Below are 21536 nucleotides of genomic sequence, written 5' to 3' on the forward strand. Positions count from 1 at the left end.
TACTTCTTATATGCTTGTAAGTACATAATTTTTGCAGTCATGACACAAGAAAAGCTCCCTCACAGGAAGGAGCTTTGTCTACAGTCTGAGACAGGTCGAACTGACCTGTCTTTTTATATCTGATAAACTTATAATCTTGTGATCACAAAGATATCATAGATTGCCTGAATTGCAGTCTCAAAATCTTCATTTGCCACACCGATGATGATGTTCAGCTCGGAAGATCCCTGGTCGATCATCTTGACATTGATATTTTTGTGTGCCAGTGCGGAGAAGATTCTGCCTGCAGTGCCGCGGGTGGACTTCATGCCACGGCCTACGACAGCGATCAATGCCAGGTCGGATTCGATGTCAATGGCGTCGGGATTGGCCAGTCTATGGATGCCTGCCACTACCTTCTGTTCCTTGTGCATGAACTCATCCTGATGTACGAATACCGTCATGGTATCAATGCCGGAGGGAACATGCTCGAAAGAAATACCATTTTCTTCAAATGCCTGCAATACCTTTCTGCCGAAACCGATCTCGGAGTTCATCATATCTTTTTCAATATTGACGGAGCAGAAGCCCTTCTTGCCGGCGATACCGGTGATCACGTATTTGGACTTCTGACAGGTGCTTCCCACGATCCAGGTACCATTGTCCTCGGGAGCGTTTGTATTGCGGATATTGATAGGGATACCTTCCTGACGTACCGGGAAAATGGCATCCTCATGAAGAACGGTAGCACCCATATAGGCCAGCTCGCGAAGTTCACGATAGGTGATAGTCTCAATAGCCTCGGGATGATCAATGATGCGGGGATCCGCAATCAGGAAACCGGATACATCGGTCCAGTTCTCATAGACATCCGCTTTGGCAGCCTTGGCCACGATGGAACCGGTGATGTCGGAACCGCCTCTGGAGAAAGTCTTCACCGTTCCGTCGGGCATGGCACCGTAGAAGCCGGGTACAACTGCTTCCTTGCTCTCTGCCAGTCTGGCACGCAGTACTTCATTGGTCTTTGCTGCGTCAAATTCGCCGTTCTCATCGAAGAAGATGACGGTTGCCGCATCAATGAAATCATAGCCCAGATAATTTGCCATGATAATACCGTTCAGATATTCACCACGGGAAGCCGCGTAATTGCTGCCGGCCTTTGCCTTAAAATTCTTCTCAATAGTCTTGAACTCATCGACAAGATCCAGATCCAGCTGCAGTCCGTCGATGATCTCCTGATAACGGGCTTTGATAGCATCCAGCTCTGCCTTGAAGCTCTTGCCCTGATCTGCCAGATCATAGCAGGCATACAACATATCCGTTACCTTGGTGTCATCGGAAAATCTTTTCCCCGGTGCGGAAGGTACCACATATTTTCTCTCCTTATCTGCCCGGATGATGTTTCCTACTTTTTTGAACTGCTCTGCGCTCGCCAGAGAACTTCCACCGAATTTCACTACTTTTGACATAACATTTTCTCCTCAACTCTATCTAATAATAGTATATCCTTTTTATACCAGACGGATCCTGCCGAGCATGTGCTCGCCCAGTGCCTCGTATTTTGCCTGAAAATCTTTTTCCTTCATACTCTGTGTGAAGTATCCGAAGTCTTCCTTCCGGTCCTTAAGATGTACCACCCGGCCTCCGGGGAACGCTGCTGTAACCGCATCTTCCGCTCCGGCCTTTGCCCGGATGAAGAAACTTCTCTCGGCCTCGCCGATGTCTGCCAGCTTTACTTCCTCTTTGTCCCAGAAGCACATGATTACCTTGCCCTGATGTCTTGCACAGTCGATGACATCCGATACTACCGCGCTGGCGGTGGGAAGCTTACCTGCGCCCCGTCCGTAATACATGGAATCTCCCAGCATGTTGCCGGTGACAAATACAGCATTGAATACACCATGTACCATGGCAAGCGGATGTTCTTTGGAAAGTAAAAACGGTGCTACCATAACCTCTGCGGTATTATCATCAATGGCCCTGCTTCTGCCCAATAGCTTGATGGTATGATCTGTGGCATTGGCATATTCGAAATCCGCTGCTGTGATCTTAGTGATACCTTCGGTGGGAACCTTCTCGGAATCCACATTTTTACTGAACATCAGGGAAGACAGAATTGCAATCTTACGGCAGGCATCATAACCTTCCACATCCGCTTCCGGATTGCGCTCCGCATAGCCTTTGTCCTGCGCTTCCTTCAGAACCGCAGCAAAGTCCGCACCCTCTTTTTCCATTTTACTTAAGATATAATTCGTAGTACCGTTTAAGATACCGTTGATAGCCTCGATCTTCTCTGCTGTCAGGGAATAATTCAACGGACGGATAATGGGAATACCGCCGCCCACACTGGCTTCGAACAGATAGTTGCAATTATGTTCTCTGGCGATCTGCAGCAGTTCGGGACCGTGCTTGGCTACCAGCTCCTTGTTGGAGGTGCAGACGCTCTTGCCCCGTTCCAGAGCCTGCTTCGTGAACTGATAAGCGGCTCCGACACCGCCCATGGTCTCACAGACAATGGTCACACTGTCATCATGTAAGATCGTATTGAAATCATGAATGACTTTGTCCTCGTAAGGATCTCCGGGGAAATCTCTCAGATCCAGGATGTATTTTACCTTCAGTTCCTGTGCGGACTTCTTGTTCACCATGTCCTTGTTTTTCTCGATAACTTCCACCACACCGCTGCCCACGGTGCCGTAGCCTAATACTGCAACGTTGATCATATCATAACCCTTGCCTTTCTCATAGCCTGCAAACTTTCAGGTACTTTAGTACCTTGCGCAGGCACAAATTTGCGTGTGAAAAATTTTATTCTTTTGCCAGTATTTTTACATGATGTACACTGGGCTGTCCCTCCAGCTGCTCGATCATCCGGGAAATGTCCCCCGTGGTCTGCAATACCTGAATACTCAATGTCAGAGAAGCGATTCCGTTGATGGGAATACTCTGATGGATCGTCAGGATATTGGCCCGGTACTCTGCGATGATCTTCAGCACATCCGACAATATCCCCGGTTCATCATCCATCTGAAAGGTAAGAGTGATGGTCGTTCCCTGGGAATTGTCATGAAAGGGAAAAATATCATCTTTGTACTTATAAAAAGAACTGCGGCTGATACCTACCGCATCAACCGCTTCCTGTATGGTCAGAACCTTCTCTGACTCCAGAAGCCGCTTTGCTTCCACTACCTTTAACAGTACTTCGGGGATCGCCTTCTGCTTCACCACAAAATACTTGGTCGTTTCTCCCATATGTTATCCTTTCTTCCAGTTCGTATCTGTAGTGCGGACACTTGTTTTTCACCGAGGGATATTCTAGCACAGTAAAGCATGAAAGACAACCCCCATTTTTAACCTTTTGCTGTAAATTCCAAAAAGTTCAAAACAGGGGTTGTCTCTAATTCTTGCGGGGATATTTGTTCCCCGTCTCCCGATATGCGTTAAAATCCCATGCCGGTCCCGTCTGTAACCATTCATACATGACGTGTTCTGTATTCTCATAAAAAATGTACCGGCGTTCTCTTTTTTCTCCCTCCTGATATGGGAAAATCGCATCTCCCGCCGCTCCGTCCATCAGTCTCACATATGCATCCTGAAGATCCTCGTAAGCTGCAGGAACAAGCGATGTCTGTAACGGATGGCTCTCTCCCACACCTTTTACCAGGAACAGAGGATTCTGTCTGTCATATGCCGAGACCTCATTCTGAGGATCAAAGCCATGATCTGCCATAACGATAATAACCGAATTGTCATACAGGTCTGACTGTTTCAGCTTATCAAGAAACTGACCGATCACCCTGATATTGGCCTCCAGCGTCTCCGTATACGAAGAATCTCCTACCGTATTCAGATCCGCATCATACAGGAAAGGAACATGCCCTCCCTGCAAATGATAATACCGGAAACACTTTCCCTCCTGATACGTCACCTCTTCTTCCTGCATATGTGTGGCAAATTCTTTGAGATCCCAGGTATACAGAGGATTGCTCTCGTCCACAAAGGCATTGTGCTGCCCCTGCGTCTGTACAATGGCCCGATAACAGTATTCCTTTAGGAAAAACGGTGCGTAGCGGATGCCGCCCAGCTTGCAGATTGCCCGCCTGAAATACTTCCAGACATACGCCTCATGCTGCAGTTCCACCATATTGGAAAACTGATAGGTATACGAAGTCACCCACGGATCAGACTCATACAATGCGATGTCATAATCCCTCTCAGACAGTTCCCGGAACAATCCTGATTCATCCACAGCTGCCGCCGCGTAATCCAGATAATATTCTTCTCCTTCATACCATTTGCCCGATAAGATATACGGAACAGAAAACGCCGTCCAGGGATATGCTCCCACCATATCCGGATAATAAGTAAAATCAGCAAATGTCTCTGTATAGGCCGGATCCGAATCCATCACTTCTTCAAAAGTCTTCGCATCCACCGCATCCAACAGCAATACCAGGAAATTCTGATCCTGTGACAGACGGTACTGTCCGTTCTCCAGTGCATAATAAGTGGTTCTCTCCCGGTAAGCCCCTGTGGTCACAGTCATCGTCACAAGCGTTATCATGAGGATTCCCGAAAGTCCCGCACTCACAGCCATACAGATTCCCTGAAATCTCTTTGCACCAAGCAGCTTTGCCACGGTCACGACCGCTGCCGCTATGAGAATACACACTATCGCTGTCTTTATATTTTCTCCCCGGTAGTCCTCCCATACGATTTCCGTGCCGTCGAAAGGCGGCATATGATTCACCAGAAAATTGCCCTGCACATATAAAGTAAGCAAAACCACCAGTTCCGCTGCCGTAACGAACCGGCAAAAAACTTTGGAGATACAGGCTGCCAAAAGGATTCCCAACACATTCAGTCCAAAAAAAAGTGCAAAATTCTGCAGAACCGCTTTTAATATCTTATAAAAATCAAACCAGAATTCTGTCTGGTTCGTAACATACAATTCCAACGGTGCATAAATAAAAAAAATAAAACAGACAGCAAAAGCTGCCAGCAGTCCCGGCGCTGCCACCTTCCACCTGTCCGTCACAAAGGTTTTCCATTTCTCTTTTTTCATCTGTTCCCTCTATCTGCTGTTCTTTTGTATTCCGTCCAACATTTTAACACGACGACTGTATAAACTCAACTCCAACATAAATAAAGGCCAGCCTGCACATTTACATGTACGGGCTGACCTTTGCAAACAGCTTCTGCCTAGATCAGAGGATATTTGTCTGTTAATTTCTGAATGATGGCTCTGGCTGCGGGAACCTGTTCCTCGCCGCCCTTGATGACCATGGCAATGGCCTCTGCCACCTGATCCATATCCTCGGTGTTCAGACCTCTGGAAGTTACCGCAGGGGTTCCCAGGCGGATACCACTGGTCACGAACGGAGACTGGGGATCGTTGGGGATGGTGTTCTTGTTGGCGGTGATGTGAGCTGCATCCAACAGCTTCTCCACTGCCTTACCGGTCAGACCGTAAGGGGTCAGGTCTACCAGCATCAGATGATTGTCGGTACCGCCGGAGACAATCTTAATGTCACGGCTCATCAGGCCCTTGCACAATGCCTGTGCGTTGTCCACAATGTTCTTCTGATATACCTTAAAGTCGTCGCTTAATGCTTCCTCGAAGCAGACAGCCTTGGCTGCGATGACATGCATCAGCGGGCCGCCCTGAATGCCGGGGAAAATAGCTTTATTAAAATTGAATTTCTCGTTGGCTTCCTTGTTGCAGAGGATCATACCGCCTCTGGGTCCGCGCAGTGTCTTGTGGGTGGTGGTGGTCACTACATCCGCATAGGGAATGGGACTGGGATGAAGGCCTGCTGCCACAAGGCCTGCGATATGTGCCATATCTACCATCAGTACCGCACCGACTTCATCCGCTACTTCACGGAACTTTTTGAAATCAATGGTACGTGCATATGCAGAAGCACCTGCAATGATCATCTTGGGTCTGCATTCCAGGGCCAGCTCCCTCATTCTGTCATAATCCAGGAAACCGTTGTCATCCACGCCGTAAGGTACTACATGGAAATATTTACCGGACATATTGACGGGTGAACCATGGGTCAGATGTCCGCCGTGATCCAGATTCATACCCATAATGGTATCGCCGGGCTTCAGCACAGCGAACTGCACTGCCATATTTGCCTGTGCTCCGGAATGGGGCTGTACATTGGCATAATCACATCCAAACAGCTTCTTGGCACGTTCGATCGCCAGATTCTCGATGACATCCACGCACTCACAACCACCGTAATATCTCTTGCCGGGATATCCTTCCGCATATTTATTGGTCAGTGGACTTCCCATAGCTGCCATAACAGCCTTACTTACCCAGTTTTCAGATGCGATCAGCTCGATGTGACTGTTCTGACGATTCTCCTCGTCAATAATGGCCTGTGCCACTTCGGGATCTACTTTTTTTACTTCATCCAATGAATACATGCCTCATTCCTCCTTATGTTACGTTAATTCGCTAAACTTATGGTTTAGTATAGCATAGAACCTTTTATTTGCAAAGATAGAAAATGAACAATGTTGGCAGAAGCCCCCTGGTGTGTTAGAATAAACTTTAACATAACTATTCAGAGCCTCATTCGCCATAAAAATTTTCAAAATTATGCTCATTCATGCAAGCAGGATTCGCGAATTTATGCAATTTTTCCCGGTTCTGAATAGTTACAACTTTACGAAAGATGGGGAATTCTCATGTATCATATTATTATCAATCCCGCCTCCCGCTCCGGAAGAGGGGCAAAGATCTGGGCCGAACAGGTGGAGCCGGCTCTGAAAGCAGGCAATACCGAATATCAGACCTATTTTTCCGGGAAAGCCGGAGAAGTCCGACAGCTGGCCGCACAGATCACCGCAGAGCATGCTGCAGAGCCTGACTTAACGCTCATCGTTCTGGGGGGTGACGGCACGATAAACGAGACCCTTCAGGGCATTGCAGATCCTTCCAAAGTCATCCTCGGCTACATTCCCACCGGCTCCAGCAATGATCTGGCCCGAGATCTGGGAATTTCCAAGGATCCAAAGGCTGCTCTCAATCTGATCCTTCATAATAATACTCCCAGAGCCATGGATCTGGGGAGACTGACCTATCTGGACGAAGACCAGCCGGAAGAATCCAGGCTTTTTGCCGTCAGCTGCGGGATCGGCTTTGATGCCGCCGTCTGTGCGGAAGCCATGAGTTCCCGGATCAAGGATACCATGAACCGGATCGGCTTAGGAAAGCTGACCTATCTGGGTATCGCCTTAAAACAGCTGATCACTGCCCGCAAGGTCTCCTGCACGCTGACACTGGAGGACAAGGTACATGACAAAAAGGAATCCGTAGAACTCCCCCGTTTTCTGTTCGTGACCTGTATGAGTCACCGTTACGAGGGCGGCGGTTTCATGTTCTGCCCTCCCGCTGTCGATCATGACGGGGTATTGGATCTCTGTTCCGTAGGCAATATTTCCAAGGGATTGGTTCTGCTGGCCCTGCCCACTGCCTTTTTCGGCAAACATTATTTTGTCAAAGGCATCAATGCCCATACCGCCACACAGATGTCCATAACAGCTTCCGCTCCTCTGTGGGTGCATACAGACGGAGAAGTGACAAGAAAGAGCCGCGGTTTCCGGGTGGAATGTCTCCCCGGTGCCATCCGGATGATCACACCTTAAACAGATTTAACACACTCTAAAGATTTTCTTAAGAATGCTTAAGTATTCCAAAAAAGCCTTGATTTTTTTGTTCCGATAGCTATACTAAAATTGATTTTAGAACATAGGTTTTTAGAGAAATGAGGTTTTTATGGAAAAATTACGGATCTTCTATTTGAAATATAAACATGCCATTCCTCTTATTATATATGGCATTATTTACATGGCCTGGTTCGCCTGGCTGGAGAAAAATACTACCGGACATTACCGGATCATACATATGGCGGCGGATGATTATATTCCTTTTTGTGAAGTGTTCGTCATCCCTTACTTTTTGTGGTTTGCCTATGTATCGGCTGTGGTCATTTATTTCTTTTTCAAGAACAAAGAGGATTATTACCGCACCTGTATCTTCCTCTTCACGGGCATGACGATTTTCCTGATCGTATCCACCCTGTGGCCCAACGGACAGCACCTTCGTCCCGCTGTTATGCCGAGAGACAATATCTTCACCCGTATGGTAGCCGCTCTGTATCGGACAGACACTCCTACCAACCTGTGGCCCAGCATTCATGTATATAATTCTCTGGGTGCACACTTTGCCATTATCCGCAGCAAATGCTTTGAGAAGAAAAAAGGCATCCGCATCGGTTCCCTGATCCTGGCTGTCTCCATTATTATGGCAACCATGTTCATCAAACAGCATTCCGTATTTGATGTGCTTACTGCTTTCGTCATGGCGGCTGTGATGTACACGTTGGTATATCGTTATGATCTGCTGATCGCTGTCAGAGAGTTCCGCAATAAGAGAAAAGCAAAACCGCAGATCGGCTAAAGGTTGTTTCAAAACATGCGCCGACGGCGCAGCTATAAAAATGCAGTGACGTTACCCACGCCACTGCATTTCTTTTGCCCTCATTTATGATCTGTTACATTACAATACTTCTTCGCTCTTCCTCAATGCCGAGGCAATGACCGCATCCATATCATAGTAGCGGTATTCCGCCAGTCTTCCGCCGAAGATCACGTTCTTTTCCGTATCTGCCAGCCTTTTATACTCTGCATATAAAGCGCCGTTCTTTTCATCATTGACTGGATAATAAGGCTCATCTCCCGGCTTCCATTCGGAACTGTACTCTCTGCTGATGACCGTCTTCGGGAGATCCTGTCCCTGTTCGTCCTTGCCAAACTCGAACCATTTGTGCTCGATGATCCGGGTCCAGGGAGTCTCGCGATCCGTGTAATTCACCGCAGCATTTCCCTGGAAGTTGGGAACATCCAGCACCTCTGTCTCGAACCTGACGGAACGATATTCCAGTGCTCCCAGAGAGTAGCCGAAATAGGCATCGATGGGGCCGGTATAGACAACAGTCTCTGCCAGTTTATCCAGTTCCTCTTTCTGCTCCAGATAATCTGTGTTCAGGCGTACCTCAATGCCCTCTAACAGATGTTCCACCAGCTTCGTGTAACCGCCAATGGGAATGCCCTGATACAACGCATTGAAATAGTTGTTGTCAAAAGTCAGACGCACCGGCAGACGTTTGATAATGAAGGCCGGAAGATCTTTACAGTCACGTCCCCACTGCTTCTCGGTGTAGCCCTTTACCAGTTTTTCAAAAATATCCTTACCCACCAGAGAGATGGCCTGTTCCTCCAGATTTTTCGGTTCCGTGATCCCGGCAGTTTGCCGCTGCTCTTCAATCTTGGCCGCAGCTTCTTCGGGAGTCACCACGCCCCACATTTTATTAAAAGTGTACATGTTAAAAGGCAGTGAGTACAACTCTCCGTGATAATTGGCCACCGGAGAATTGGTGAAACGGTTGAACTCCGCAAATTGCGTAATGTATTTCCACACCTTTGTATCATTGGTGTGAAAAATATGGGCACCGTATTTATGGACATGAATTCCTTCCACGGTTTCCGTATAAATGTTTCCCGCCACATTAGGGCGTTTATCGATGACCAGAACCTTTTTCCCTCTGTCAGCCGCTTCTTTTGCGAACACCGCTCCGTACAATCCGGAGCCGACCACCAGATAGTCGTATTTCATAATTTATATATTTCCTTTCTCACAGTCGCATTCCTGCGCTTACGTTATTTCCGTACGACAGCCTTCTCTCCGAAGACACGTTTCAGAACCACCAGAGTAGCCAGTGTCAGCAGAATACCGATCACCAGACAGATCACCACATTCTGTACAAAACCGGCAATGATATAAGTCACAAAAGAGATTGCCGCCACAGTCAGCACATAAGGCACCTGGGTGGATACATGGTTGATATGATTACACTGTGCTCCCGCAGAAGCCATAATGGTCGTATCGGAGATGGGGGAGCAATGGTCACCCATAACGGCACCTGCCAGACATGCAGCCACGCCGATGATGATCAAATGCTCGGCTCCGGGTACAATAGCTCCGGTCGTGGGATCGGTAAATACGCCGGTAACGATAGGGATCAGAATACCGAAGGTTCCCCAGCTGGTACCGGAAGCAAAGGCTAAGAAACATGCTACAAGGAAAATGATGGCCGGAAGCATATTGGTAAGCCCTGCTGATGCTCCCTGCATCAGGCCTGCCACATAGACATCCGCACCTAACAGTCCGGTCATGGTCTTCAGAGTAACAGCAAAGGTCAGGATCAGCATTGCAGGTACCATGGCAATGAAGCCCTGCGTCAGACAGTTCATGGCCTCCTTGAAGGATACCAGTCTTCTGCACATATAGTATACAATGGCAAATAATAATGCGATCAAAGATCCCCAGGGAAGTCCCACGGAAGCATCCGTTGCGCTGAATGCATCGATAAAGCCCACGCCTTCAAAGAAGCCGCCGACATAGATCATGCCGATGACACAGCAGACAATCAGTACGATCACCGGGATCAACAGATCGTAGACCTTGCCTCTGGTGGAACCTTTGGGTGCATTGTCTGCATTGACCACGCGCTCTCCCTCGGTGAACAAGTCACCCTTTTCTCTGGCATTGCGCTCATGCTTTACCATGGGGCCGTAGTCGAAGCCCATCAGCGCCATACCAATGACGAATACGATGGTCAACAGAGAATAATAGTTATAAGGAATAGCTCTTACGAACAGTTCAATACCGGAATAAACACCTTCATCCACCATACCGGATACTGCGGCCGCCCAGGAAGAGATCGGTGCGATCATACAGATGGGTGCTGCGGTGGCATCAATAATGTATGCCAGCTTTGCTCGGGAAATCTTATGTCCGTCTGTTACCGGCATCATAACAGAGCCTACAGTCAGACAGTTAAAATAGTCATCCACGAAAATCAGAACACCTAATAAAAAGGTGGAAAGCAGCGCTCCCGCTCTGGTCTTTACATGCTTTTTCGCCCATTCGCCGAAGGCTGCAGAGCCTCCTGCCTTGTTCATCAGTGCCACCATGGTGCCCAACAGGATCAGGAACATGAAAATACCGATATTCCATGCATCCGCCACGGAATTGATAAATCCTTCGTTGATCACCGTATCCAGCGTTGCAATAGGAGAAAATCCGGTATAAATCAAAGCTCCCGTAACAATGCCGATAAACAGTGACGAATATACTTCTTTTGTGATCAGTGCCAATACGATTGCCACCACAGGCGGCAGCAATGCCCAAATTGTTCCGTACATAATTTTGCCCTCTCTCGTACTTTTTTTGTAACATTTCAGATACATTTTTACTTTATGGCAAACCCGTATACCTGTCAATATAATTTTCCAAATTAACGCTTTAGCACAGCAATTTATCCGTTCCTTTTCTCTTTTTCGCTTTAAATCGCTAAATTCTCTTGCATCCTCGCACGATCTGGGCTATAATGAGCAATGACATTTAGCAGAAAGGACGTGCCCTGCGCACGATGGAATACCATGAGTTTCGAATTTATCAAAAAACTGCCCACTCCTGCGGAGATCCGCAAGGAACTGCCCCTTCCGGCAGAATTAGCCAGGATCAAAGAAGAAAGAGATGCTGAAATCCGTGACGTCCTCACCGGCAAAAGCAATAAGTTTCTGGTGATTATCGGACCCTGCTCCGCTGATAACGAAGATTCCGTATGTGATTACGTCAATCGTCTTGCCAGAGTGAATGAGAAAGTTAAGGACAAGCTGATCCTGGTGCCCAGAATCTACACCAACAAGCCCCGCACCACCGGCGAAGGCTACAAGGGTATCACCAGCCAGCCCGATCCCGAGAAGAAACCGGATTTCCTGGCAGGTCTGATGGCCATGCGTAAAATGCACATCCGCGCCATCAAAGAGACCGGTCTCACTGCCGCAGATGAAATGTTATACCCGGAGAACTGGGGTTATGTATCCGATATCCTCTCCTATGTGGCCATCGGTGCCCGTTCCGTAGAGGATCAGCAGCATCGTCTGACCGTCAGCGGCTTCGATGTAGCTGCCGGTATGAAGAATCCTACCAGCGGAGATTTCTCCGTAATGCTGAACTCCGTATATGCGGCACAGCACCCCCACTCCTTCATCTATACCGGATGGGAGGTGAATACCCACGGCAACGATCTGGCACACACCGTACTGCGCGGTGCTACCAACAAGCACGGTGCCAATATCCCCAACTACCATTACGAGGATCTGATCCGTCTGTGGGATATGTATGAAAAAATGGATTTGAAGAATCCTGCCTGCGTGATCGATGCGAACCACTCCAACTCCAACAAGCAGTTCAAGGAGCAGATCCGTATCACCAAGGAAGTCATGCACAGCCGTAAACTCAGCCCCGATCTGCACAAGCTGGTCAAGGGCGTCATGATCGAGAGCTACATCGAGGAAGGCAACCAGAAGGTGGGTGCCGGCTGCTACGGCAAGTCCATCACCGATCCCTGTCTGGGCTGGGAAGACAGTGAGCGTCTGATCTACGATATCGCTGAGTACGAATAAAAAGAACGATTTTGCAAATGGGGCGCTGAATAGTTAAAACAGTTTCAAAAAAACTGCAGGAATCCTTTTAATAACGCAGGATTCACAAAACATTCCAATAAACATCCGAAGACCAGTGCAATCCATATGAGCGCCAGTTTTCCCAATCTGCCGGGCAGGGATTTTTTTCCCTGCCCGGTTGTATGATGGTAAAAATAAATACTCCGGTGCATATCTTCACACCATCTGAGTAACAGGATCATAGCCGGCAGGTAACACAGATAATGGGGAAAGATGCTCACGATCCCCAGAAGGATCCCCTTGATTCCATACCTAAACACTGCCGTACTCAGAAAAAAGCCCACAGAGAATCCGTATTTTACGGTGACTCCTCCGCAGAAAATCCATCCCAGATAAGTCGTTGCCATGATAATAAGCACCAGAAAATTCCGACATCTTTTGCACAGCACGTACCAGAACAGGATACTGCTGTCCACGGTCATATATTTCATGCGATATAACGTGTCCTCATCCAGCATTCCTGCACGGTTTAACAGAATTCCCCGTCCGAAATACACCGCAAACAATCCCACCACAAATCCCGTCAAAAACAAAAAGTGCAGCGGGAGTTTTCCCGCAGGCAACATGGATCTGTTCCATTTCATATATTTTCGTCTCCCGTCAGGCGTTGTTAGTAATATATGCGGACAACATGGAAAATCATGCTTTCTTATTCGTCTTTCAGAAAAGAAAAAGCCCATCCGGACAGGTACTGCCTGTCTGGATGGGGTTCCCTAAAATCATTATGTAGCAGCCGGTCGTGACTGCTTTTGTCTGTAACGGAATTACTCACTCAGGTATTTGGATGCGTAAGTTAAAATGCCGCAGATTGTCTTGGCATCCTGGATCCTGCAGTCGTAGATCATCTGCTTTAATTCTTCTACGGAATAAGCCTCTACATTGATAAATTCATCTTCATCCAGATGCTGGTTTCCTCTGTCTTTCAGTCCTCTGGCCAGATAAATATCGATCTTCTCATTGCAGAATGCCACTGTGGTATAAATAGAGGTCAACAGTTCCACATGGTCAGTATGATACCCGGTCTCTTCCTGCAATTCCCGCATAGCTGCCTGATCCGTGGGCTCTTCTCTCCCGTTCAGTCCGCCTGCCGGGATCTCTAACGTCTCACGCTCCAGGGCATTGCGGTACTGACGCACCATCAGAAGTTTACCGTCTTCTCTCACGGCTACCACCGCAGCTGCACCCTTATGGTCGATCAGATCCCATTTTGCAATATTACCGTTGGGAATCTGCATGGTATCCTGATAATAGTCGATAATAGCACCCTTTGCTACCAGATCACGGCTGATACGCTTGAATTCTTCCATGACTTATCATCCCTTCTCATCCAAATCGAATACTTACCTGTTTTTCAGTAATTTATCTACGCTCACCATCTTGACACAAAGCACGAACAGATCCGTAGCCATTGCCATCTCCTCTGGTGTGGGGAAGGAAGGTGCAATACGGATATTGGAATCCTTGGGATCCTTCTTATAGGGGAACGTAGCGCCTGCTCCGGTCAGAGTCACGCCTGCTTCCTTACACTTTGCCACGATAGCCTTGGCACAGCCTTCCAGGGCATCAAAGGAGATGAAATATCCACCGTTGGGCTTAGTCCAGGTACCGATGCCTAAGCCTCCCAGCTCATTCTCCAGCACTTGCAGTACAGCCTCGAACTTGGGACGCATGATCGCTGCGTGCTTCTTCATATGTTCACGTACACCATTGATATCCTTGAAATAACGTACATGGCGTAACTGGTTGATCTTATCATAACCAATCGTCTGGATTGTCATGGACTTGCGCATATCATCCAGGTTTGCCTTGGAAGATGCAATAGCCGCAATGCCGGCTCCTGCGAAGGTTACCTTGGAGGTGGAGCAGAACTCGAATACCATGTCCGGATGTCCTGCTTTCTCACACTCGGAAAGAATCTCTAACAGCTGGTCCTGTCTGTCATCATATAAATGATGGATGGCATAGGCATTATCCCAGAAAATACGGAAATCCGGTGCGGCAGGCTGCAATGCTGCGAAACGTCTTACAGTCTCATCGGAGTAGGAATAGCCCTGAGGGTTGGAGTATTTGGGTACGCACCAGATACCCTTGATGGCAGGATCTTCAGACACCAGCTTCTCTACCATGTCCATATCCGGTCCTTCGGGTGTCATGGGCACATTGATCATTTCAATTCCGAAATGCTCTGTGATTCCAAAATGTCTGTCATAACCGGGTACGGGACACAGAAACTTTACATGATCCAGCTTACACCAGGGGGTATTGCCTAAGATGCCATGGGTCATAGCTCGGGATACGGTATCATACATGATGGTCAGGCTGGCATTACCGCAGACGATCACATTCTCCGGCTTCACTTCCAGAATGTCAGCGATCAGTTTCTTTGCCTCAGGAATACCGTCCAGGCCACCATAATTTCGAACATCCATTCCATCCTCAGCCTTCATAGCGCTCTGAGAATTTACAACATCGAGATAATCCATTGTCATATCCAGCTGGTTAACTGCCGGTTTTCCTCTGGACATATCCAGTTTCAGGCCTTTGCCTTTTGCATCTTCATATGCAGCGTTCAGCTCTGCCTTCAATGTTAAAAGTTCTTCCTTGGATAATTCCTGATATGCTTTCATTTCGTACCATACCTTTCTCGTTTTTTCCCATAGGGAATACGCTTTCTTCTGTGGACGTTGGATAATCGTATACAATCATACACTTCGAATATCATACTATAAGAAAGTTCTTTGTACAATACCTTTTTTCGAAAATTTTATCAAAAAAGCTGCTGTGCTTTAACAGCACAACAGCTTTTCTTACTTCGTATGAAATTGTCATTTCTGACTGGTCAGTTATTTGGCGTAATCAATTACGCGGCTCTCACGGATCACATTTACCTTGATCTGTCCGGGATATTCCAATTCAGCTTCGATCTGCTTGGAAATATCTCTTGCCAACAATACCATATCGGCATCTGAAATCTGCTCGGGCACTACCATAACACGAACTTCACGACCTGCCTGAATAGCAAAAGATTTATCTACACCTTTGAAATTGTTTGTGATATCTTCTAACTGTCTTAATCTGCTAGTATAGGTTTCCAGTGTTTCCCTTCTAGCTCCCGGTCTTGCAGCGGATATTGTATCAGCAGCTTGTACAATACATGCAATCAGGGAAGTAGGCTCTACATCGCCATGGTGAGATTCCACGGCATTGATAACCGTAGCGTTCTCTTTATATTTCCGACACAGTTCAGCACCCAGCTGAATATGGGAACCTTCCATTTCGTGGTCTACTGCCTTACCGATATCATGCAGCAGTCCCGCTCTCTTGGCAAGTCTCACATCCAGTCCCAGCTCCGCTGCCAGAAGACCTGACAACTGTGCAACCTCGATGGAATGCTTTAATGCGTTCTGACCATAGCTGGTACGGAATTTCATCTTACCGAGTAATCTTACCAGTTCGGGATGAATGCCATGTACACCAACCTCCAGAGTTGCGGCTTCTCCCTCTTCCTTGATCATTACTTCGACTTCCTTCTGCGCCTTCTCTACCATCTCTTCGATTCTGGCCGGATGGATACGTCCGTCCACAATCAGCTTCTCCAGCGCAATTCTCGCTACCTCACGACGAATCGGATCAAATCCGGACAGGATTACTGCTTCCGGTGTATCATCTATGATCAGGTCTACACCTGTCATGGTCTCAAGGGTACGGATGTTACGTCCCTCACGTCCGATGATACGTCCCTTCATTTCGTCATTCGGTAACTGTACAACGGAAATTGTAGTCTCAGAGACATGGTCTGCTGCACATCTCTGTATAGCGTTAACCACATATTCCTTTGCCTTTTTGTCTGCTTCTTCTTTGGCCCGACTCTCCATTTCCTTGATCATCACGGCCGATTCATGTTTCACTTCATCTTCAACAATTTTCAATAAGTAGTCTTTTGCTTGTTCAGAGGTTAATCCTGAAATTCGTTCCAGTTCCTGCACACGCTGCTCATTCAGTCTGGAGACTTCTTCCTTCATGCGATTGAGGGATTCTTCTCTGGATGCTAAACTTGCCTCGCGCTTCTCGATGGCATCTGCTTTCTTATCGATGTTCTCTTCCTTCTGCTGAACTCTGCGCTCATACCGCTGGGCTTCCGCTCTGCGTTCCTTGATTTCTTTGTCCAGTTCATTCTTGGTACGAATGGACTCTTCCTTGACTTCCAGGAGTGATTCGCGCTTTTTGTTCTCTGCAGTCTTCAGAGCTTCATCAATAATCTCTCTTGCCTTCTCCTCTGCGTTGCCGATGGTTCCCTCCGCGTTCTTCTTCAGACGGTTCGTGGTAACCTTTGCTGTGATCAGCACTGCAGCTATAATGGCAATAACAGAAGCCACTAATACTATTACAATATTAGTGTCCACTACAGGAGCACCTCCTTATGAAATTTTCATTGTACATTTTGCTCCGATAATACAAATTATCGTTCATAATAGAATGCAATTTATGTACATTCTAACAAGCAATTCACAACAGTATTAGTGTAAACTGAAATTACACCCATGTCAAGTACAAGTCGCAATTAGTCCAAAAATAGTTCCTATATCAAAACAATCTTTGTGCATTATTTCTTGCTGTTATGCGTCGTCCGGTATTCTCAGAAATCATCGCTATGCATGCCACCGATGGCTTTGCGGATAGCTTCTGCGGAGAATCCCTTTCTGGCCAGAAAAGCGTAGATTTTCTGACGTTCCTTCCAGTCTGTCTCTGCTTCCGGATCATAGTGCTTCTTATGAAGCTGTTCCCGGATCATACGCTGTTCGTCCTGCTCCCCACCGTTCTCCCGCCAGACCTGCCAGGCCTCTTCCATGGTAGCTGCCGGGATTCCCTTGCCCTGCAGATCCTGTTCGATCCGCCGCCTGCTGCGGCTGTCCTCGTGATAAGTAATATAATCCACGGCATATCGCAAATCATCGATATAATGAAAGCCCGCCACATAGACGATAGCCTGCTCTATGATCTCCGCCGGATAAAAGCCCTGCTGTAATTTTGTCCGCAGCTGTGCCGTCGTATATTCTCTTCCCTGCAACAGGTTCATGGCACGAAGCTTCGCCCGCTTGGGAAGTACCTCCTGCATGATAGTCCGATAGTCTTCCTCGCTTAATTGCTGTCCTTCCTTTATATGGTAAAGACGCAATTCGCCTTTGTACAATACAAAGGCGAATTCCTGATCAATATATACTTTGCTTCTCGATTTGGAAAGTTCCGTAACCTGTGTTACCAGCATGGATCTACTCTTCCTTCTCTGCTGCGGCAGTGACATCTGCCTTTAGTCCGTAATGATCTCTGACCTTCTCGGCAATCTCATCGCAGATGGCGGGATTGTCTTTTAAATACTGCTTGGCATTCTCACGGCCTTGTCCGATCTTGTTGCCCTCGTAGGCATACCAGGCACCGGACTTTGCCACAACGTCACAGCTGGCTGCCAGATCCAGAATATCTCCTACCATGGAAATACCTTCACCGAACATGATATCAAACTCTGCTTCCTTGAAAGGAGGTGCAATCTTATTCTTAACGACTTTGACACGGGTACGGTTACCGATCACTTCACCGCCCTGCTTCAGAGCTTCGATCCTTCTGACATCCAGTCGTACAGAAGAATAGAACTTCAGCGCACGTCCGCCAGTAGTGGTCTCAGGATTACCGAACATTACACCTACCTTCTCACGCAGCTGGTTGATAAAGATAACCGTACAGTTGGACTTGCTGATCACAGCGGTCAGCTTGCGCAGCGCCTGGGACATCAGTCGTGCCTGTAAACCCACATGGCTGTCTCCCATATCACCGTCAATCTCGGCCTTGGGTACCAGTGCGGCTACGGAGTCCACTACGATAATGTCAATGGCTCCGGAGCGTACCATGGTCTCCGTGATCTCCAGTGCCTGCTCACCGTTATCCGGCTGGGAAATGTACAGGTTGTCAATATCTACGCCGATGTTCTTCGCATAGACAGGATCCAGAGCATGCTCCGCATCGATGAATCCGGCAATACCGCCTCTTTTCTGTACTTCTGCGATCATATGTAAGGTAACGGTGGTCTTACCACTGGATTCCGGTCCGTAGATCTCAATGATTCTTCCCTTGGGAATACCGCCCAGTCCTAACGCTATATCCAAACTTAAAGAACCGGTGGGGATGGTCTCCACATTCATCTGTGCCGTGGGATCTCCCAGCTTCATTACCGCGCCCTTTCCGTACTGCTTCTCGATCTGGCTCAGCGCCGCATCCAATGCTTTAAGCTTATCGTCTTTTTCCATGTCAATCTCCTTTTTGTTCAAGGAACAAATGTTCTGCTTTTTATTTAGGATAAAACATTTGTTCGTGTTTGTCAATGTCTATTTTTATTATACATATTTTGTGTACATTAAAGCTCCCTCATAAGCATTCCCCCTTATTTTTTCGTTCCGATGATCGTCTGAAATTTTGGCGAATGCCTGAACATCCTGAAATGTCTGTCGATAATCAGAGATAAAAGATACAAAAAGAATGTATCACACATCCCCGCTTCCCGCAAGGACGCATGATACATTTCCTGTGTTTTCGTCACTATCTACAATTTTTTACCCCTTCGTTTTGAGGGTATCTCACAAAATATTTTTCTGTTACTTTTTACCAAAAGTAACTTTACTGAAGTATTTCAGAATACAGCTGCGCATAAGAATCAGTGCTGCAGAGGTAGTTGCCTCTCTGATCTGGCTGCGGGTTCCGGAGAAATGATACTCTTTCACCGTAACTTCTCCCTTTACGCTGCATCCGATATATACCAGTCCTACCGGCTTTTCCTCGGTTCCGCCGTCCGGTCCCGCAATTCCGGTCACTGCCACAGCCACATCCGATTTCATTAACAGTGCGGCTCCTTTTGCCATCTCTGAGGCAGTCTTGCTGCTGACGGCACCGTATTTGTCCAGCGTGCTCTTACGCACTCCCAGGAATTTCCGTTTTGCCTTATTGGAATAAGTCACCAGTCCGGCCTTGTAGCACTCCGATACCCCGGGGACATTGATGATCCTTGCCGCGATCATGCCGCCGGTACAGGATTCCGCGGTTGTCACCGTCAGATCATTGGCCATCAGCAGATCTGCTACCGCCATCTCCAGGGTAGTCTCCGCCTTGGTACTGTAAATATCCGCTCCGAAACGGGATTTCAGTTCCTTCACCACAGGTTTAATGGCTTTTCCAGCTGCCTTGGTATCTTCCCCGGAAGCGGTGACACGGATATGTACTTCTCCCGTCTTGGCATAGGTAGCTATCGTAGGATTGGTCTGTCCGTCGATCAGATCCTTCAGGGTATCCTCCACCTGGCTCTCCGGCACACCGCAAAGCTTTACCATCTGAGAACAGATCACCCCGGGAGTCAGTGTATCCAGATAAGGAAGCACCTGCTGTTCGAACATGGGAACCAGTTCCGCAGGGGGTCCCGGCAGCAACACAATACGGTTCTTCTCCGTCTCCAGAATAATGCCCGGCGCTGTTCCATTATCATTGTCCAGCACCTTCGCTCCCTCTGGCACCATGGCCTGTTTCCAGTTGTTCTCCGTGGGCTGAATATCTCTGACTGCGAAAAATTCGGCAATGCGCTCCATGCTGTGATCATCCACCGAGAGATTCTTTCCACAGACTTCCGCCACAGTCTCCTTGGTCAGATCATCCTCCGTGGGTCCCAGTCCACCAGATAACAGGATCACATCCGAACGCTCCATGGCACATTTCAACACACCTGCCAGTCTCTCCACATTATCTCCCACCACTGTCTGGTAGTAACAGTCCAGTCCGGCTCCCGCCAGCTTTTCCGCCAGATAAGCTGCATTCGTATTCACAATGTTCCCCAGTAATAATTCGGTACCTACACAGATGATCTCCGCTGTCATATCTTTACCGCCTTTCGCTGTCACTTGTCCTATATCTTTCCCACAGACAGTATACTACACTTCTCGGGCGGAGAAAAGGAAATATTTTACTCCAGAGAATTTTCACTTTCCACTTTTTCCTGATTCCAGAGCTGGTGTCGTATTTTTTCATCCGTTCCCTTGTGACTCCGCTCCCGCCACTGAGTAGGGGTGCATTCATACCTTTTCTGAAAACAGCGGTGGAAGGTCCGCATATTAGGAAATCCGCATTCGTAACTGATCTCTGTCACCGTCTTTCTGCTGTCCTTCAACAGATTGCAGGCCAGGATCATCCGCTGCTGCGCTACATAGGAAGGAAAAGAGATATTTAACTGGGAGGAAAAAATATGGGACAGATAATACGGACTAATACCCAACTCTTTTGCCACCTTCTGTGCCGTCAGTTCCCCGGTGATATTATCGTTGATATATTGCAAAAGTTTCTGCGTGATATTCAGATCCGAAGGCTTGTCCTTTTTGATCACTGGAATATTTTCATACATATCCGCCAACAGTGCCATCAGAAGTCCCTTGTCCTGCCGAAATGGCCGCAGTTCCTTATGCAGACCAATATCTGCCAGAATGTCCAGTACCATCTGTCCGTAACGGCTGAGCATGCTTTTCTGAAAACAGGGAGACTCCATATCATAATAGGTAAGTTCTTCCTGAAATTCCCCGATGGAATCCATATCTGCAATGATCAGAAGCATTCCCACCTCTCCCACAGAACTGTAGGAATGGAGCTGGTTCGGGTAGATCATTAGGCAATCTCCGGCAGTCAGATGATAGCTCACCCCCGCTACCGTAGCATCCATCTCTCCTTCCGTCACATGAACGAATTCCATATGCTTATGCAGATGGAACGGAAAATTCGGATGCCACCAGACATGACAGTCATAGACCTTTTTCCGGCTCTCATAAAACGGTTTTACTGTGTTCATACCAATCCCCATTCCTTTCACAGTCTGCAAACTTTGGGCCGCAGGCACAAAATTTAAAGCTCTCTGTATTCTACAT

The 21536-nt window shown here is 47.6% G+C and carries 18 protein-coding genes; 3 read left to right on the forward strand and 15 right to left on the reverse strand.

Features of this window, described 5'->3' with window-relative positions:
• Window positions 1-128: 128 nt before the first annotated feature.
• The 5 genes from OCV96_RS09490 to glyA all read right to left on the reverse strand — a co-directional run bounded on the left by OCV96_RS09490 (window position 129) and on the right by glyA (window position 6420).
• Window positions 129-1448 carry an aspartate kinase gene (locus OCV96_RS09490; protein ID WP_117466294.1) on the reverse strand — a complete coding sequence of 440 codons (1320 nt, stop codon included), beginning with the start codon at window positions 1446-1448 and terminating at the stop codon, window positions 129-131.
• A gap of 42 nt (window positions 1449-1490) precedes the next feature.
• Window positions 1491-2702, reverse strand: a complete 1212-nt coding sequence (locus OCV96_RS09495) for a homoserine dehydrogenase (RefSeq protein ID WP_118539258.1) — start codon at window positions 2700-2702, stop codon at window positions 1491-1493.
• An 85-nt stretch (window positions 2703-2787) separates the two neighbouring features.
• Entirely contained in the window at window positions 2788-3231 is a 444-nt protein-coding gene (locus tag OCV96_RS09500) for an ACT domain-containing protein (protein ID WP_022313220.1), read from the reverse strand.
• A gap of 145 nt (window positions 3232-3376) precedes the next feature.
• Complete coding sequence (locus OCV96_RS09505; protein ID WP_262594379.1) at window positions 3377-5044, reverse strand: sulfatase-like hydrolase/transferase; 1668 nt, start codon at window positions 5042-5044, stop codon at window positions 3377-3379.
• 137 nt (window positions 5045-5181) lie between these two features.
• Window positions 5182-6420: a serine hydroxymethyltransferase gene (glyA, locus tag OCV96_RS09510; RefSeq protein WP_022313222.1), complete on the reverse strand. Its 1239-nt coding sequence runs from the start codon at window positions 6418-6420 to the stop codon at window positions 5182-5184.
• Between the two features lie 264 nt (window positions 6421-6684).
• On the opposite strand from glyA, the gene OCV96_RS09515 reads away from it, so the two are divergent.
• Both OCV96_RS09515 and OCV96_RS09520 read left to right on the forward strand, forming a co-directional pair.
• The gene (locus tag OCV96_RS09515; RefSeq protein ID WP_022313223.1) at window positions 6685-7644 is read left to right on the forward strand and encodes a diacylglycerol/lipid kinase family protein; all 960 of its coding nucleotides are present in this window, start codon (window positions 6685-6687) and stop codon (window positions 7642-7644) included.
• Between the two features lie 130 nt (window positions 7645-7774).
• Window positions 7775-8458, forward strand: coding sequence for a phosphatase PAP2 family protein (locus OCV96_RS09520; protein ID WP_022313224.1), 684 nt, complete (start codon window positions 7775-7777; stop codon window positions 8456-8458).
• Window positions 8459-8557: 99 nt separating this feature from the next.
• On the opposite strand, the gene glf is transcribed toward OCV96_RS09520, so the two are convergent.
• Complete coding sequence (glf, locus tag OCV96_RS09525; protein ID WP_022313225.1) at window positions 8558-9673, reverse strand: UDP-galactopyranose mutase; 1116 nt, start codon at window positions 9671-9673, stop codon at window positions 8558-8560.
• Between the two features lie 44 nt (window positions 9674-9717).
• Window positions 9718-11265 carry a Na+/H+ antiporter NhaC family protein gene (locus OCV96_RS09530; RefSeq protein WP_022313226.1) on the reverse strand — a complete coding sequence of 516 codons (1548 nt, stop codon included), beginning with the start codon at window positions 11263-11265 and terminating at the stop codon, window positions 9718-9720.
• Between the two features lie 237 nt (window positions 11266-11502).
• Between OCV96_RS09530 and OCV96_RS09535 the strand changes: the two genes are divergently transcribed.
• The gene (locus tag OCV96_RS09535) at window positions 11503-12531 is read left to right on the forward strand and encodes a 3-deoxy-7-phosphoheptulonate synthase (RefSeq protein WP_022313227.1); all 1029 of its coding nucleotides are present in this window, start codon (window positions 11503-11505) and stop codon (window positions 12529-12531) included.
• A gap of 44 nt (window positions 12532-12575) precedes the next feature.
• Here the strand turns inward: OCV96_RS09535 and OCV96_RS09540 are convergent, their stop codons facing one another.
• The 8 genes from OCV96_RS09540 to OCV96_RS09575 form a co-directional block, all read right to left on the reverse strand.
• A complete protein-coding gene (locus OCV96_RS09540; RefSeq protein ID WP_022313228.1) occupies window positions 12576-13175 on the reverse strand; it encodes a stage II sporulation protein M in 600 nt (199 codons plus the stop codon).
• Window positions 13176-13355: 180 nt separating this feature from the next.
• The gene (locus OCV96_RS09545) at window positions 13356-13898 is read right to left on the reverse strand and encodes an NUDIX hydrolase (RefSeq protein ID WP_022313229.1); all 543 of its coding nucleotides are present in this window, start codon (window positions 13896-13898) and stop codon (window positions 13356-13358) included.
• Between the two features lie 33 nt (window positions 13899-13931).
• Window positions 13932-15218 carry an aspartate aminotransferase type Ic gene (locus OCV96_RS09550; RefSeq protein WP_022313230.1) on the reverse strand — a complete coding sequence of 429 codons (1287 nt, stop codon included), beginning with the start codon at window positions 15216-15218 and terminating at the stop codon, window positions 13932-13934.
• Between the two features lie 216 nt (window positions 15219-15434).
• Window positions 15435-16955: a ribonuclease Y gene (rny, locus tag OCV96_RS09555; protein WP_412124024.1), complete on the reverse strand. Its 1521-nt coding sequence runs from the start codon at window positions 16953-16955 to the stop codon at window positions 15435-15437.
• Between the two features lie 272 nt (window positions 16956-17227).
• Window positions 17228-17857: a regulatory protein RecX gene (locus tag OCV96_RS09560; protein ID WP_262594380.1), complete on the reverse strand. Its 630-nt coding sequence runs from the start codon at window positions 17855-17857 to the stop codon at window positions 17228-17230.
• 4 nt (window positions 17858-17861) lie between these two features.
• Window positions 17862-18890 (reverse strand): recombinase RecA, encoded by a 1029-nt coding sequence (gene recA, locus OCV96_RS09565; protein WP_227062016.1) that lies wholly within the window; start codon window positions 18888-18890, stop codon window positions 17862-17864.
• 345 nt (window positions 18891-19235) lie between these two features.
• A complete protein-coding gene (locus tag OCV96_RS09570) occupies window positions 19236-20501 on the reverse strand; it encodes a competence/damage-inducible protein A (protein WP_227062014.1) in 1266 nt (421 codons plus the stop codon).
• A gap of 86 nt (window positions 20502-20587) precedes the next feature.
• Window positions 20588-21460 (reverse strand): helix-turn-helix transcriptional regulator, encoded by an 873-nt coding sequence (locus OCV96_RS09575; protein WP_262594381.1) that lies wholly within the window; start codon window positions 21458-21460, stop codon window positions 20588-20590.
• Between the last annotated feature and the right edge of the window lie 76 nt (window positions 21461-21536).

The organism is Waltera acetigignens, assembly GCF_025567015.1.
Taxonomy (GTDB): domain Bacteria; phylum Bacillota; class Clostridia; order Lachnospirales; family Lachnospiraceae; genus Acetatifactor; species Acetatifactor acetigignens.